Below are 14,528 nucleotides of genomic sequence, written 5' to 3' on the forward strand. Positions count from 1 at the left end.
TAGTAATGGGATGCAGCTTACCGCCGTTAGACGGTACAGGTGCTTGTTATCAATCTATTTAGTAAATACTTACTAAAACTCCTGTTTGAGAGTTTAATGCTTTTTCATAAAAGGTTTTCAGATTGAAGAACTCTTGTTTCAACTCTTTTTTTAGTTGTTCCTCATTCTTCTTTACCCAAATATTGGGATATATTTTAGCTTTTCTGAATTTAGACAAATTCATTTTCGTAATAAGCGTATCTATATCCACTTCATTCAGTGCTTTTATGATAGTATGAATTTCATATGGAGCAGTATATGCTATAAAACTCTTACAATCAAGAACGTGTACACCAACAACAGCTTCGCTTAAAGGTTCTCCTTCAATAGGCTCTTGTGAAGACTTATCGGTTAATAAAAAGTGAAGTCCATCCCATAACTTGTCAATACCATAAGATATGGTTGTTTTCTCCTCTCCGTAATTTTCCACTGCTTCAAATAAATTATCGTTATCAGATAATATATTCATTGTGTTTTCATCTGTCAGCATGTAAACTCCTAACATTCCCATAATTATTTTCTATTTTATTGTTATTAATGTCCGGCGAATAATCGACCTTTTAGGGGAGATTAATCCGCTTGTTATTGTCGATTATTCTATTAAAGTTGTTATTATTCTTTCAAAATCATCAAAGGATATTACAAATCCCACATCCCAACATTCATCATTTGTACCTAAAATGATACAAACTATATTATTCTTTTCTTCATAATTCCAATAAATAGGAACTGACATACAAGTAGTTCCAGCCTTTATTGATTTTCTTTCAGACCAATCTGCTTTCTTTATATTCTTATGCAAGATTTGGATATCCTCTTTTGAAAGACGTAAGTTCAATTCCCAGTTTGAACCTTGTAGTTTCAAACCAGTAAATTCCTCATATTTACAACTACTTATATTTATATTACTTTCCATAATTCTATTTTTCGACAATAATGGTTTGCAGCTTGCCGCCGTGAGGTGGCACAGGTGCTTGTTATCAGTCACTTTTATTTCAAATCTTCTTTATTTATAGTAATTATTCTATTCGGTATAAAGAATTGAGATGCTTCCACATCTATGCTGTTTGATATATAGCACTTCCAAAATTTCACGTATAGAAATTTCTTTTTGATTTTACGAAAAAACTTGGAAACCATTTGAGAAAAATCATTATTATCAGAACAGCAATAAAAACGTCCAGCAATGTATGCCATATCTTCCCTTTGAAAAGGAACTCTATATTCTAAAACTGGACTTTTCATATAGTCCAATACTTCAGCTGTTGTTCCATCATAATATTCATGTGTATAATATGATATATATTGTTGGAAAGATTTTCCGGTCAAATACATCTTCCGATCATTAGCACAAATGTCAAAAGGAGATAAATCTCCTTTATAATGTGGGACACACAACAACTCTCCAAATACACTTCTAAGCGTATTTGCAATCATCTCATCATCATTTTTATGCGAATAGAATTCAAATTGCTTTCCCATGTTCTACTGGTTTTAATGACTGATAATGTCCGGCAGATAAACCGCCTTCAATGTTTCATCTGTTTGTTAGCAACCTATTTTCTATCAATCTTTTGTAAAAGTTGATTGTAATACTTCTCTAACATTTTGATGTTATTTTTTCTGTCAATTTTTCCACTTTCATTATCTGTGTATGCAAACCACTTAAATAGCAATTCAACAAAAATATGTTTACCAATTTCTGTTAAAGAACTTTCCTTAATAATTGAAGGCATGATTAGGTTTCCTTCATTATCACATGGATTATCACACAAAAGCCCCTTTCCGTATGCGTAGTTTAATAAGTTCTGACAACAGACTTTTGCGTAGTCTTTATCTCTCTGACGGATTTGAGCTTCTATAAGTCCGTCAACATCAAAAATTATTTGGTCACTCATATTCTTTTTAGTTTGTAAAGTTGCTAATGTTTAGTGGATAATCGACCTTTCAGGGAGATTTATCCGTATGTTACTGACTTTTCTCTGAATTATTAAGTTCAACAAAAGATTGTGACATTCTATTGTATAATCTATTGCGCAACTGGTCTAATTTATTGTTTTCATCAATACAAATGATACCATTCCTCATTAAAACCAAATCTGTAAATGACCCCATTCCACCAAATAGACTTTTAATTTTTCTTAGCCAATCCTTTGGGGAAGAAGCATTGTCTTCATACAATCTTTTGAGAGTGATTGTCCAAGCTGATTCATTCATAAATTCTAATAACTCTATTATTTCTAAAAGGATTTTTCTTATTTCTTTTTCCATATTTCCTTTTTATTTCTTCAGTCAGTAATGTTCGGTGAATAATCGACCATTCGGGGAGATTTATTCACGTGTTAGTTGCAAATTTATAACTTTGACAAAAGAATATTTAGCTCCTTTATTTCCTGCTTTTCATCATTATATATCAAAGCATTTCTATACGAATGATTACTTGTACATATCGTTCCTATCTTGGAATTTTCCTGTATGTCAGAGTTGGATACTAATAATCCGTTCAAGATACATTTACCTATATATTCGGAATGTTCCTTAAATAAGGGAATTTGTTGCAATCGTTGGACAATCTCAAAAAGTGCTGTATCTTTTTCCTTTTCTTTGATTGCAGACAAAGGTAAGAGTAAATGAAACAGTACATCTCCATATATCTCTTTTGTAATCCTCATTAATTCCGAATATGTGAGATACTTCAAGTGAAAGTTGCCACTAACTTCCCCGATTAAAGTGTCATTCAAAAAATAATATGTACAGCAAGGATGAAATTCTATTGTCAATACAATATCGCTGCCGATAGGAAGTGTTAGAGTTCTTGGGTTTTCTATTTCACCTTGATTTTCGGATGTTTTCAAATCAATTTGAGATAGCCAACACCAATATTTCTTGTACTTCTTTTCATCCAACAATGTTGGTACAAGTTCTTCATCCCATACTTCATCAAAATTCGCATCCCTTTCTTCATCAAAGGCTCGAATATGATGATGTAACATTACGTTCCAAAAAAGCGCATTTGAAAACGAATATTCTTTTTCTGATATTACATTCATTTTTATTTCGTTTTTGACCGCAACTAATGGTTGGTAGATAACCGACCTTTGGGGCGGTTGAGCCGCTTGTTAGACACCTTTATTCATTAATAATTTATAGAAATACTCTATGCTTTCTGTGTTATTCCCATATTTCCTCTTTTTTTCAAGTAACGAATTGTACTTATTTTCAACTTCTTCAACTCGCCCCATTTGCTTTAATAGGAACAGTCCTTGATATTCTGTATTGTTTATAATCCAGTTTATATCTTCTGTTTTCTTGAAAAATTTCAAAGACAGATTTATGCTGGTCAAACATTGCTCTTGCCATGTGGGACTTCCTTCTTTTTCCAAAATGTTATTCAAATCCTTCAAATCTTCAAAATAAGGGGGTGACCAGAGGCGAAATCTGGCATTGAAACTTTCCAGCGATTCATTTTCCTCTTTAAGTTCTCTCCAATCCCCAAGTCCGCATAAAGTTACATACTTTTGTTTCAATACCATTTTTATACATTCATCCCGAAAATTATCTTCAAAATTCCGGTATCCAAAGATTAAGGTTTCTCTGTATAAAACATCAAAATCTTTTAATAGCACTTTATTTTGAACAATAAGCTCGATTGACATAAGAAAACAGCCGTATTTCTTCCTGAAAGTTATATGATATTGCTGTTCTGTGTTTCCATCAGATAGCTTTCGTACAAAGCGACCACCTCGTACATATCGAAAACCATGTGTAACGAAAGGTTTTTCCAACACATTCACTATTTGATTCAATATTTCTTTTTTATCAACCATATAATTTTATTTAGAGGTGTCTAATGTTTGGTGGCTAACTAACCTTTATAGGAATGTTCAGCCGCTTGTTATAATAAGTTTCCAATATCAAAGCCTAATTCTTTTAATACATTTGTTTGTTCTTTTTGGTATTCCAAAGTTCCACTATGGATAAAATCTTTATTTACAATATAGCTATTGGGGAAATCCTTGTAATACCTCATTAGAAAGTCTGGTATAATTTCATAAGTATTAAAACAAAATAAAATCTTACCGGATTTTACTAATCTAATAAACTCCTCTTTACTTTCACATTGATAAAGGTTCCCATCTTCATGAAAAACTCTACATTGATCAAGAAATAATTTCATGTTGAAATTAGCAAAATTAGCTAAATATTGAGGGCGTTGCCACCGTGCAATATCTGTACAGTTTGGAGATGATACGACTTTTTCCCATATACCTCGTTTTATAGGAAAAGAGTTACAGCTAAAATAGAGACGATAATGGGTTTGAGCAAATGTCTCTTCATTCAGTTCGCCTTCTAATGATGAAAAAACGCCATAACAGTCGTTTGTCAAAAGTCTTACATAATACAATTCACCACTTCGACCATTAATTTTATAAATTGCCCCCAACTCATATTTTGCCATAATGCTTTGATTTTTATTTATTATAATGTTTGGCGGATAATCGACTGTTATAGGAGATTTATCCGTTTGTTATGCGCCTTCTTATTGTGGATATTCAAGTTTCAAACTCTTTCCATCCAATGCAACCGCATCACTAAGGGTAATCCTGAGCTTTTGTTCTTCCGAAAATCCGATGGTTTCGCCATCATTCAAAGTTACATCGCAGTCTAAAACATATGTAACTATATCAAGCAGAAAATCGCGAACATCATTCAGATCGGCATTGGCAGCATAAACTTCCATTTCTTCTTTACCAAATTTTCTCATTCCGTAGGTATATATACCTGCACATTCTTCGGTGCGATATACGCCAAACCACACCCAATCCAATATAGGCAATGCTTCATCATCTTGCTGCATTACAGATGCAACATCACAATAAAACTGGGGATAGAACACAGTTCCATCAGTATAGACAGCAATGGCTCTTTCTTGTTTAAGGCATGAAGAAACGACTTTTGTAAATAGTTTCCCTCGTTCCAATAGATTGGCATCCTTTCCCAATACAGAAACCATGAGATGTGCCTTGTGGCTTTTAGTCACTTCTACTGCATCTTTCCACATGTAATTTGCTCCTGCATAATGTTCCGCCTCTTGATTAGGAACAGGTGCAGGCATAATGGCTACTGCAAGTGTAACATCTCCCATAACAGCTACCAACGCTTCTTCATTGCCGTCATATGGAATTTCTATGTTCCAATCTGCCTTGCAGTCGTTGATGAGTTTTTTAATATCCCATTCATTTTGTGATAATAACACAAAGGCTACAAAAGCTCCAGTTGGATAATTTTCTTCTTTCATATTCTTATTGTTTTTATATTATATCTTTGGTGCATAATGTTTGGTGGCTAACCGACCTTTCAGGGGAGGTTAAGCCGCTTGTTACTAACATTTTATTGTGTCAATTCATTATTAGTTTTACAACAGACCAATGACATTTGCAACAATATATATTGTCGCTATGTTGTTCTATACCTTCTATATCTATCATTGGAAGTTGTAATTTCTTTCCTTTCATCACAATCTCAAACTCATTGAAATGCCAATCTTTAAGTTCTTGTTTTTCTATTGTGAAGCCACAACTCTGTAAAAGTGTTGTAAGCTCTATTATAGGATTGCATATTGATTTGTATTGACACATATTATTTTTTCCTTGTTAGTAATGTTCGGCGGATAAACCACCTTAAAAGTTTCATCTGTTTGTTATCGACCTATTTTATTTTTAGTTTTTGACTATATGCAAGTATTACGAAACGATTATCTAATCCACAATCAATTACATCATTCTTTTCTAATTGAGAATAGGCTTTTACAAATCTATTTCGACATTTACTTGAATGTATGTAATGATTGAAGTAGTTCTCGGCTTGTTCCTTTTCACCATATCTCAACATATATGGCAGGGCAAGGAGAGAGTCTTTCGTGTATTGATTGAAACAACAGCCATGTTGCGTAATGAAGTCAATAGCCATTTGTCTATTCTCAAATAAATCAAATATCGGACAAGCATATTTTTCAAGTAAATCAATTATTGTTTTTATTGATGGAGCATAGCTTAGTCCGGCAAGATCCCAAGATTGATATTGATTTATTGGCGATAGGTATCCAATATGATTATGATATACTAAGCCATCATCATTGACATTGAGATTCTCTTCTTGCACCCACTTTTTCAAGTTTTTACAGGTAATCGTAATCAGTGGATATATAGCCACATTACAAGATGAATTATATACACTTGAACGAAACCATATTTCAAAAGTCAAATTTTTGTCTTTTGAAATCTTTTTCAAACATTGTCCATTTTTAGACGGCTTAAATCCCATTGCGATAAAAGGAATAGCTATCTCATTGCAGGCTTTAATAAATATATCTCTTGGTTTCATTTCTTGTTCTTTTCAGGTCGATAATGTTATACTATCAGCCGATTTGGCTGTTATTTTCTTTAAGTATCAGACCTCGTCTTCCTCCATCAACAGATCGTCCAACGGGCTTTTGATATTGCTTTTGAAAGTGTCGGCTATGTGGACATACCTTTCTGTCGTCTTGATATTGTTATGTCCCATAAGCTCTTTCACTATCTTGATGTCGGTTCCCTGCTCCAGCAGGTGAGTGGCGAACGAATGGCGCAGCAGGTGCGGATAAATCCGTTTCGTGATTCCCGCTTCCCGGGCCGCTGCCTTCAGCCGTTTCGACACGATACTCTCGGTGAAAGGTTCTCCCGGTCTGTGTTCAAAAAGCCACACTTTCGGTTTGTATAGTCTGTTATATTCCGTCAGCTTTTTCATCAACGGTCTTGACAGCAGGGTGTAGCGGTCTTTTTTCCCTTTACCCTGCCGCACCCGTATCAGGGAGCGGGATTCGTTGATGTCGCCGGGTTTCAGTTCCAGCAGTTCGCTGATGCGCAACCCTGCGGAATAGAGTATGGAGAACATACAGAAGAAACGCAGGTCTGTCACCGTCACGTCGAGTATTTTCTTTATTTCCTCCTTGCTCAACACGTCGGGCAGCGTCTTCTCCCGTTTGGCACGGTTCACCTTGTAACACCGCCGTTCCTGACCGAGAACTTTCTCGTAATAGAACTTGATGGCGTTGATACGCTGGTTTTGCTGGCAGGAGGATATGTTTTTCTCGTGGATGAGATACAGCAGGTAGTCGTTTATCTCGCCGGGAGTAACCGTTTCAATCTTACGCCCCTCGAAATGCTGTTGGAAATCGCGGAAATAGGAGGTATATACCCTTACGGTATGGTCACTGTAACGCACTTGCTGAAGTTTTTCCAGATAGCCTTCCGGCAGTGGCGGCCGTTTGTCTTCCTCTTTACGGGGTGCGGTTTCCTTGATGGCAGAATAGTCTATAAACGCCATTTTTACATAGCGGTCGAAGAACTCGGCAAGCACGAAATCTTCTGCCGGCAGATAAGCCCTGCCGCCGACAAGCAGTACGTTTTCTTCCTTCGACAGCGACAAGCGGATGTCATTGTCATTACCGAAAGTCACTTCGACAAATTCTCTCCCGTTTCTTATCACCGGAGAAAGTTTGATCTTGGTTTTTGGGGTATATATTTCCATGCCTCACGTTTTGTCGGATATTGAAACCCGTTTTCGCAAATTTATAAAAAAACACGGGTTATCCATGCGCTTTATTGACATTTAACAATAGATCCCGACTACCTGACAAATAAGGTGAGGAGCCACGAAAATACCCTCTGCCAAATCCGTCCTTCCCGGCACTCCGTTTCTCCGATTTCCTCTGCCCTGCGCCACAAGCGGCCACTTCTGTGCCCGATGCTTCCATAGCCTTTCCAACTCTTTTACGTTCAGCCGGTTCCCCTTACTTTCGTTCCCGCATCGCTATTGGTGCTAACTAAAAACACTCGTAATTATGGACGAAAACGTAAAGAACGACGCTAAACAAGTCATGCTCGTTCAGAATGCCGACGACGGACGACTACAAGCCGTTACCGGCGTGGATCAGGACGGCAATATCCAGACCGCCGACCCCACGGATCAGAACGTGGCGAGCCTGCTGAACGTGAACACGCAGGATTCAGCCCTCGAAGCCTTCTTCAAAAAGTTCATGGAACAGGCCCAGAACCCCGTCCACACGGGTATCTTCGTCATGACGGAGAATGCCCTGAACAAACTTATCCGCATCGACTTCGACCCGGAGATTCTGGAAAATTACCGTATCGACCCCTCCGAACGGCTCCAGACGCAGGAGCAGCGGCAGTTCGAGCCGCTGGACGTCACGAAGATAGACCTGGCGGATATGGAGAAGAAAGGTATCCGCATGGAGGACATCGAGCCGCACCTGAAAGCCATGTCTTACGGACATAAATCCAACGGGCTGGTGGAGATGAACCCCGAACTGGAGAACGGGATGCGTGTTTCCACCAAAGGGCGCGTGTCGCTCGAAGAGCAGGCGGACGGCTCGCTGCGCGTCGTGCCGCATTACTGGCAGGAACGACCCGACCTCGACGCCCCCTTCCACGGGGTGCTGCTCGACGAGGAGGCGAAAACGAACCTGATGAACACCCGTCATGCCGGGAAAGTGATCGACCTGGAGCTGGAGCCGGGCAAGCTCACGCCCTGCTACGTGTCGATAGACAAATGGACGAACACGCTGGAACCCATGCCCGTTTCGTTACTCGAAAAACGTGCCCGCATCAAGGAGGCCGACCTCTCGGAAGGCAAGCAGATGGATTTCTACGGCGGCGGCAAGGTGTTGCTCGAAGGATATACCACCCGCGCGGGTTATAAGCGGGATGCCTATATCCAAATCGACGCGGCCGAACGTAACTATTCCTTTACCTACGACGGTTTGGATCGCAACCGCTACGCCCAGGAGAACAAGGAGATTTACCGCCAGAAGGCCGCCGAGAAAAACGGACGGCAGGAAACTACGGCCTCCGAACGACAGCCCACGCTCACGATTCACCGGACAATCCTCAAAGCCTCCGTGCCCAAAGAGGCTTATGACCAGTGGACGGAAGCGGTGAATGATCCCTCCAAGCGGGCGGATGTCAAGGCTTTCTACATCAAGGGCATGGTCAAGGACGGGCAGGGTGAGCCGTTCAACGCCTGGGTCAAGCCCAACTTCGAGCGTAACAAGATGGACTTCTTCCGCTGGAATCCCGACCGTGCGAAACGGCAGGGGGCGGAGGTCAAACCCGCCGTTGAAAGCCGTACCCAGGTCGCCGTCAATTCCGAGGGCAAGACCGTCGAAGCGGTCAAAGGTGTGAAAGAGCCGCTCAAGCAGGGACAGCAGGAGGCCACCCCGGCGCAGAAGAAAAATTACCGCAGCAGCAAAAAGAGCAACTCCAAAGGTGCCAAGGTATAACGTATGAAATGGTTCTACATGCAGGCCGGAGCCATGCCGCTCCTGATCGCGGCGCTGGCCGCCTTGTACCTCCGGCCGGGTAAACGCAGCCCCCCGGAGGAGGCGGACGACGGACGGCTGTATTACGACGGGAACGGCAACCATGTCTATTACGACCGCCGGCTGATCGCCCGTCCGGAAAAAGAGAAAGAAGAAGAACAACAAGAAAACAACCACTGAAAAATCCGAATCATCATGCAAGTAATTATCGCAGAAAAGCCCTCGGTGGCGCGTGAGATCGCCGCCATCGTGGGAGCCACGAACCGTAAAGACGGTTTTATCGAGGGAAACGGCTACGCCGTAACCTGGGCCTTCGGCCACCTGGTCGGGCTGGCAATGCCCCAACAGTATGGCATCGCGGGTTTCCGCCGGGAAAACCTGCCTATCCTGCCATCATCGTTCATCCTCCTGCCCCGGCAGGTTCGGGAGGGTAAAGAGTATAAGGCCGACCCGGGTGTCGTGAAGCAGCTCGGTATTCTCCGGGAATTGTTCGGCATGGCCGAGCGCATCATCGTCGCGACCGACGCGGGGCGTGAAGGGGAGCTGATCTTCCGCTACATCTACTCTTACCTGGAATGCCGCACCCCTTTCGTGCGGTTATGGATCAGCAGCCTGACCGACCGGGCCATTCGCGAGGGGTTACAACACCTCCGCCCCGGCAACGAATACGACAACCTCTACCTCTCGGCCAAAGCCCGCAGCGAAGCCGACTGGATCGTCGGTATCAACGCCTCGCAAGCGCTTGCCGTGGCTGCCGGGCGGGGTGTCTGGTCGCTCGGACGGGTGCAGACCCCCACGCTGGCGATCATCTGCTCCCGTTACCTGGAGAACAAGGCGTTCAAGCCCGCCGCCTATTTCCGGCTGAAGCTCTCCACGGCAAAGGAGGGCACGGAGTTCACCGTCCTCTCCACGGAGAAATTCGACGGCAGGGAGAAGGCGGAAGCAGCCCGCGCCGAGGTTATCGGCGCCCGAACGGTACGCGTCGTGAACGTGGAGCGCAAGGAGGCCAGGGAACAGCCGCCTCTCTTGTACGACCTGACGACACTCCAGAAAGAGGCCAACAGTCGGTATGGTTTTTCGGCAGAAAAAACGCTCGACATCGCCCAGTCGCTTTACGAGAAGAAGTTCATCACTTATCCCCGTACCGGCTCACGCTATATATCGGAAGATGTGGCCGAGGAGATTCCGGCACTCATCGGGAACATGACACGCTATCCCCGTTTCGCGGAATACGCGGGCAGGATGGATACCGCATCTCTCTCCCGCCGAAGCGTGGACAACGAAAAGATCGCCGACCACCACGCGCTGCTTCCCACCGAGAACCTCCCTTCCGAACTGGATGCCGACCACCGCATCGTCTATGAGATGGTCGCGGGGCGGATGCTCGAAACCTTTTCCGGGGCCTGCGTGAAAGAAAACACTTCCCTTACCCTGCAAAGCGCGGGACATGATTTCACGGCCCGCGGCAGTATCATGGTCGAGACGGGCTGGCGGGCCGTCCTGAATGAACCTGTCGAGGAGAAAGAGGAGGACATGACCCTCCTTCCCGACATCGTGCAAGGCGACGAGCTGCCCGTCAAGGGATGCGTCACGGAACAGAAACAGACCCGGCCGCGCCCCCTTCACACGGAATCGAGCCTGCTGGCGGCGATGGAAACCGCCGGACGCGAACTGTCCGACGAGGCCGAACGCGAGGCGATGAAGGATGCCGGCATCGGCACGCCCGCCACCCGTGCCGCCATCATCGAAACGCTCTTTGCCCGCGAGTATGTCAGGCGAGAGAAAAAGTCGCTTGTACCCACGGACAAGGGACTGGCCGTGTATGCCGTGGTCAGGGACAAGAAGATCGCCGATGTCGCCATGACGGGCGGCTGGGAACTGGCCCTCTCGAAGATCGCCACCGGGGAGATGGACGCCCCGACGTTCCATCGCGGTATCGAGGTCTTCGCCTCGCAAATCGCCAAAGAACTGCTGGAAGCAAGAATCGACGGCGCGGAGAGTGACACAGCCTGCCCGCGTTGCGGCAGGCCCGTGGTGTTCTATCCCAAACTCGCCAAGTGTCAGAATCCCGATTGCGGCCTGACCGTATGGAGAACCGTGGCCCGCAAGGAGCTGACCGACAAGCAGCTCGCGGAACTGCTGACCAAAGGCAAAACCGGCACGATCCGGGGATTCGTCAAAAACGGCGGCGGGACGTTCGACGCGGCCCTCACGCTCGATGACCAGTTCAAGACCTCGTTCGTTTTCGAACCGCGCGATACTCCCAGGCAGGGAAAGAGGAACAAACGGAAATAATCGTTACCTTTGCCACTGGAAAAGACCTGTCATAACGAGATACGCTTGTTTGATAAGGATTTTTTCAGTGGTCGGCGCTTCGGGTGGGAACCCGGGGCGCCTTTCTCTTCCCCGATTATCAACGACCACTAAAAATTCTTATCATGCCAGACAAGCAACACCATACCCCCACGGGGGAATTGTCCTATTACGGACTTTCGTTACTATCCTACCTCAAGGACAGCCACCCGGAACTCATCGCCGAAAGTGAGTTCATCGCCGAGCGGGCCGACAGCGCCGCCCAAGCGTACAGCGAGGCGATCCGTTCGGGCTGCAACCACATCGAGGCCGAAGAAATTGCCCGCGAGGAACTCTGCCGCGGACTGCACTTTTCACCCTACAACACGCTGGTAAACATCCTCTGGAGGGAATTCGAGGCGGAGATTCCCGAGGATACCGCCCGGCAGGCGGCTCTACGCCTGCTGCCCCTCTGCCGCGGGGTGCTGGAGAAGTACGACCTCACGGACGACTTCGCCGACACGCCCGACTATGAACTGTTCTATACCGAACTGACGGGAACCGTCCAAATACTTCTCGAAGATGGCATTCAATAAGAAAACCCACCTCCGCCAGAATATCGACGCGCTGAAGACGGCCTTCACGCTCGACAGGGAACGGCGGGCGCCGACTCCCGAAGAAGAAAGGACACTCGGCGCATACAGCGGCTTCGGCGCCATCAAGGAAGTGCTGGAAAACCCCACCGGGAAACCGGACAAGGACGGCATGGCAACGCTCGTGGCCGAGTTGCAAGAGGTCATCAGGGCGAACACCCCCGACGAACGGGAATACAAGCGCTACATGGACGGGATCAAGAACTCCGTCCTGACGGCTTTTTACACGCCCCCGAAAGTGGCAGATGCCATCGTGGAGGCGATATGGGATACGCGGATCGCCCCCCAACGTATTCTTGACCCCAGCGCGGGAACGGGGGTTTTCGTCAATGCCGTGGATTTCCACGACCCCTACGCGGAGATCACCTGCTTCGAGAAAGACCCCGCCACGGGGTTGATCCTGAAGCACCTGCACCCCGAAAAACGGGTGCGGGTACAGGGATTCGAACGTATCGAACCCAAATACGCCGGTTACTACGACGTGGCCGTGAGCAACATCCCTTTCGGGGACGTGGCGCTCTTCGACCCGTTCTTCTCCACCCATACCGACCCCGTGCGGCGGCAAGGCACACGGGCGCTACACAACTATTTTTTCATGAAGTCCGTCGATATGGTACGCGAGGGCGGCCTGGTGGCATTCATCACCTCGCAGGGAGTATTGAACGCCGAGCAGGGACGCCCCGTGCGCGAGTGGCTGATGAACCGCTGCGAGCCCGTATCGGCCATCCGGCTGCCGAACAACCTCTTTACAGAACACGCGGGGACGGAGGTCGGCAGCGACCTGGTTATCCTGCAAAAGAAAGCCGCCACGGGGGAACTGTCCGAACGGCAGCAGGATTTCATCGAATCCCGCAAGCTGTCGAACGGCATCCGGATAAACAACCTTTTCCAGTCGTTCGACAGGGTGATCCATACCGAGGCCAAAGTAGGCAAAGACCCCTACGGCAAACCGGCGATGGAGTTCACCCACGCGGAGGGCGTGGACGGCATCGACCGGGAGATGCGGCGTATGCTCTCGGAGGATTTCAACCGGCATTTCAACGAGAGTTATTGCCTGAAACATGCTCCGGAACAGACACCCGGTACACCGGAGCGGGAATTGTCCCGTCCCCGTCAGGCGGAACGCCAGCGTGCCGAAAGACACGAGCCCCGCCTTGCCGGAGAAATCGTCAAGGAGATTATCGCCGACGCCCGTAACCTTCAGCAGCAGCGGGAAGAGGAGGAAAAACGCCGCGTCGTCGCAGAAATGGCGGCGCAGGGCTACCATGTCGATACCGAAACCGGGGAGATTACCCGAATCGAAAACAAACCCGGACAAGCGTTACCGGATTCTGCCGCCACACCCGCCGGAGAACCGACCGGGGAGGATCTGGCCGACTTCGGGGCCTGGTCGAAGGAGCGGGAGAATCGCTTGTGGGAGCAGCACCCGCCGAAACCCGAAGATTTCGGCATGGCAGATACTCCCGTGCAGCACGTGGGCGGAACAACGGAACCGAAACCGCGGGAGGGCTTCGCCGGGTCGCTTTTCGACACGGTGGAAACGGCGGCTCCCGCACCTGCCACCCAAGCTGCCGAACCGGTAAACGTGCAGCAGGAACCGTTGCTGACGCTCTACGATCTGTTCGGCTTCAGCGCCGAGGAGCGGCGGCAGGCAGAACTCGGTATATCCAAGAAAAGGAACAGCCGCCGGGGAGCAAAGCGGAAGACGCCCCGACAACCCTCATTATTCGCCCCGGCCTCCTCTCCGGAGGAACAGAAGAGCGAAATGCCGAAAACGACGCCACCGGAGCGTGATCCCGAAGACTTGTATGCCTCCCTGAACTGGGAGGACAACCCGCCGATCAACGGCTTTTACGAGATGATGATGTCGCTTACCCCGGAACGGAGGGCGGAACTACGCCGACAAAGCGCCCGGCAGCAGGAAACCCCGGAACAGCGGGAACGGCAGGCGGTACGCCCCCCGACGGAAGCCCCGAAAGACAGACGAAAACAAGCCGCCGGTACGCCGAGAACGGGCAGCTTGTTCGACACGCCGGAAAATCCGGAGGAGGAAGAACCCGGTAAAGAAACGCCGCAGATACGGGAGGCGGATATGAAACCCCGCCCGTTCGAGGTTGTGTAAAAAGTAAGAATCAAGTGTTCTTTGACATATTGTATAAAAAGGA

General features: G+C 46.6%; 15 protein-coding genes and 1 pseudogene. 5 read left to right on the forward strand and 11 right to left on the reverse strand.

What is annotated here, in order from left to right:
- Window positions 1–58: 58 nt before the first annotated feature.
- From KTG12_RS13205 to KTG12_RS13255, 11 genes are all read right to left on the reverse strand, one after another.
- A complete protein-coding gene (locus tag KTG12_RS13205; protein ID WP_074705619.1) occupies window positions 59–550 on the reverse strand; it encodes a YfbM family protein in 492 nt (163 codons plus the stop codon).
- An 81-nt stretch (window positions 551–631) separates the two neighbouring features.
- Complete coding sequence (locus KTG12_RS13210) at window positions 632–955, reverse strand: hypothetical protein (RefSeq protein WP_216945455.1); 324 nt, start codon at window positions 953–955, stop codon at window positions 632–634.
- Between the two features lie 74 nt (window positions 956–1,029).
- The gene (locus KTG12_RS13215; RefSeq protein WP_216945456.1) at window positions 1,030–1,521 is read right to left on the reverse strand and encodes a hypothetical protein; all 492 of its coding nucleotides are present in this window, start codon (window positions 1,519–1,521) and stop codon (window positions 1,030–1,032) included.
- Between the two features lie 74 nt (window positions 1,522–1,595).
- Window positions 1,596–1,937, reverse strand: coding sequence for a hypothetical protein (locus KTG12_RS13220; RefSeq protein WP_004295473.1), 342 nt, complete (start codon window positions 1,935–1,937; stop codon window positions 1,596–1,598).
- Window positions 1,938–2,007: 70 nt separating this feature from the next.
- The gene (locus KTG12_RS13225) at window positions 2,008–2,310 is read right to left on the reverse strand and encodes a hypothetical protein (protein WP_216945457.1); all 303 of its coding nucleotides are present in this window, start codon (window positions 2,308–2,310) and stop codon (window positions 2,008–2,010) included.
- Window positions 2,311–2,393: 83 nt separating this feature from the next.
- Complete coding sequence (locus KTG12_RS13230; RefSeq protein ID WP_115484191.1) at window positions 2,394–3,089, reverse strand: Imm19 family immunity protein; 696 nt, start codon at window positions 3,087–3,089, stop codon at window positions 2,394–2,396.
- A 69-nt stretch (window positions 3,090–3,158) separates the two neighbouring features.
- Window positions 3,159–3,866 (reverse strand): hypothetical protein, encoded by a 708-nt coding sequence (locus KTG12_RS13235; protein WP_070752026.1) that lies wholly within the window; start codon window positions 3,864–3,866, stop codon window positions 3,159–3,161.
- Window positions 3,867–3,934: 68 nt separating this feature from the next.
- Complete coding sequence (locus KTG12_RS13240) at window positions 3,935–4,498, reverse strand: hypothetical protein (RefSeq protein ID WP_004295267.1); 564 nt, start codon at window positions 4,496–4,498, stop codon at window positions 3,935–3,937.
- Between the two features lie 81 nt (window positions 4,499–4,579).
- Window positions 4,580–5,338, reverse strand: coding sequence for a DUF4261 domain-containing protein (locus KTG12_RS13245; protein ID WP_005842525.1), 759 nt, complete (start codon window positions 5,336–5,338; stop codon window positions 4,580–4,582).
- A gap of 410 nt (window positions 5,339–5,748) precedes the next feature.
- Entirely contained in the window at window positions 5,749–6,423 is a 675-nt protein-coding gene (locus tag KTG12_RS13250) for a hypothetical protein (RefSeq protein ID WP_115649178.1), read from the reverse strand.
- 66 nt (window positions 6,424–6,489) lie between these two features.
- Window positions 6,490–7,608: a site-specific integrase gene (locus KTG12_RS13255; protein ID WP_004319196.1), complete on the reverse strand. Its 1,119-nt coding sequence runs from the start codon at window positions 7,606–7,608 to the stop codon at window positions 6,490–6,492.
- 313 nt (window positions 7,609–7,921) lie between these two features.
- Between KTG12_RS13255 and KTG12_RS13260 the strand changes: the two genes are divergently transcribed.
- The 5 genes and pseudogenes from KTG12_RS13260 to KTG12_RS13280 form a co-directional block, all read left to right on the forward strand.
- Window positions 7,922–9,379 (forward strand): DUF3945 domain-containing protein, encoded by a 1,458-nt coding sequence (locus KTG12_RS13260; protein ID WP_005681362.1) that lies wholly within the window; start codon window positions 7,922–7,924, stop codon window positions 9,377–9,379.
- A 3-nt stretch (window positions 9,380–9,382) separates the two neighbouring features.
- Window positions 9,383–9,598: a hypothetical protein gene (locus KTG12_RS13265; RefSeq protein ID WP_070782539.1), complete on the forward strand. Its 216-nt coding sequence runs from the start codon at window positions 9,383–9,385 to the stop codon at window positions 9,596–9,598.
- A 15-nt stretch (window positions 9,599–9,613) separates the two neighbouring features.
- Window positions 9,614–11,713, forward strand: a complete 2,100-nt coding sequence (locus KTG12_RS13270; protein ID WP_005681364.1) for a type IA DNA topoisomerase — start codon at window positions 9,614–9,616, stop codon at window positions 11,711–11,713.
- A 143-nt stretch (window positions 11,714–11,856) separates the two neighbouring features.
- Window positions 11,857–12,306, forward strand: coding sequence for a DUF1896 family protein (locus KTG12_RS13275; protein WP_004295482.1), 450 nt, complete (start codon window positions 11,857–11,859; stop codon window positions 12,304–12,306).
- Window positions 12,293–14,476, forward strand: a pseudogene (locus tag KTG12_RS13280) (N-6 DNA methylase); the annotation flags it as partial. The gene KTG12_RS13275 and the pseudogene KTG12_RS13280, both read left to right, overlap by 14 nt.
- Window positions 14,477–14,528: the final 52 nt, after the last annotated feature.

Origin of the sequence: Parabacteroides sp. MSK.9.14, assembly GCF_019041495.1 — a bacterium.
Classification (GTDB): domain Bacteria; phylum Bacteroidota; class Bacteroidia; order Bacteroidales; family Tannerellaceae; genus Parabacteroides; species Parabacteroides merdae.

Coding starts and splice junctions, on each gene's coding strand:
- KTG12_RS13205 (WP_074705619.1), bottom strand. CDS start 550: ATGGGAATGTTAGGAGTTTACATGCTGACAGATGAAAACACAATGAAT.
- KTG12_RS13210 (WP_216945455.1), bottom strand. CDS start 955: ATGGAAAGTAATATAAATATAAGTAGTTGTAAATATGAGGAATTTACT.
- KTG12_RS13215 (WP_216945456.1), bottom strand. CDS start 1,521: ATGGGAAAGCAATTTGAATTCTATTCGCATAAAAATGATGATGAGATG.
- KTG12_RS13220 (WP_004295473.1), bottom strand. CDS start 1,937: ATGAGTGACCAAATAATTTTTGATGTTGACGGACTTATAGAAGCTCAA.
- KTG12_RS13225 (WP_216945457.1), bottom strand. CDS start 2,310: ATGGAAAAAGAAATAAGAAAAATCCTTTTAGAAATAATAGAGTTATTA.
- KTG12_RS13230 (WP_115484191.1), bottom strand. CDS start 3,089: ATGAATGTAATATCAGAAAAAGAATATTCGTTTTCAAATGCGCTTTTT.
- KTG12_RS13235 (WP_070752026.1), bottom strand. CDS start 3,866: ATGGTTGATAAAAAAGAAATATTGAATCAAATAGTGAATGTGTTGGAA.
- KTG12_RS13240 (WP_004295267.1), bottom strand. CDS start 4,498: ATGGCAAAATATGAGTTGGGGGCAATTTATAAAATTAATGGTCGAAGT.
- KTG12_RS13245 (WP_005842525.1), bottom strand. CDS start 5,338: ATGAAAGAAGAAAATTATCCAACTGGAGCTTTTGTAGCCTTTGTGTTA.
- KTG12_RS13250 (WP_115649178.1), bottom strand. CDS start 6,423: ATGAAACCAAGAGATATATTTATTAAAGCCTGCAATGAGATAGCTATT.
- KTG12_RS13255 (WP_004319196.1), bottom strand. CDS start 7,608: ATGGAAATATATACCCCAAAAACCAAGATCAAACTTTCTCCGGTGATA.
- KTG12_RS13260 (WP_005681362.1), top strand. CDS start 7,922: ATGGACGAAAACGTAAAGAACGACGCTAAACAAGTCATGCTCGTTCAG.
- KTG12_RS13265 (WP_070782539.1), top strand. CDS start 9,383: ATGAAATGGTTCTACATGCAGGCCGGAGCCATGCCGCTCCTGATCGCG.
- KTG12_RS13270 (WP_005681364.1), top strand. CDS start 9,614: ATGCAAGTAATTATCGCAGAAAAGCCCTCGGTGGCGCGTGAGATCGCC.
- KTG12_RS13275 (WP_004295482.1), top strand. CDS start 11,857: ATGCCAGACAAGCAACACCATACCCCCACGGGGGAATTGTCCTATTAC.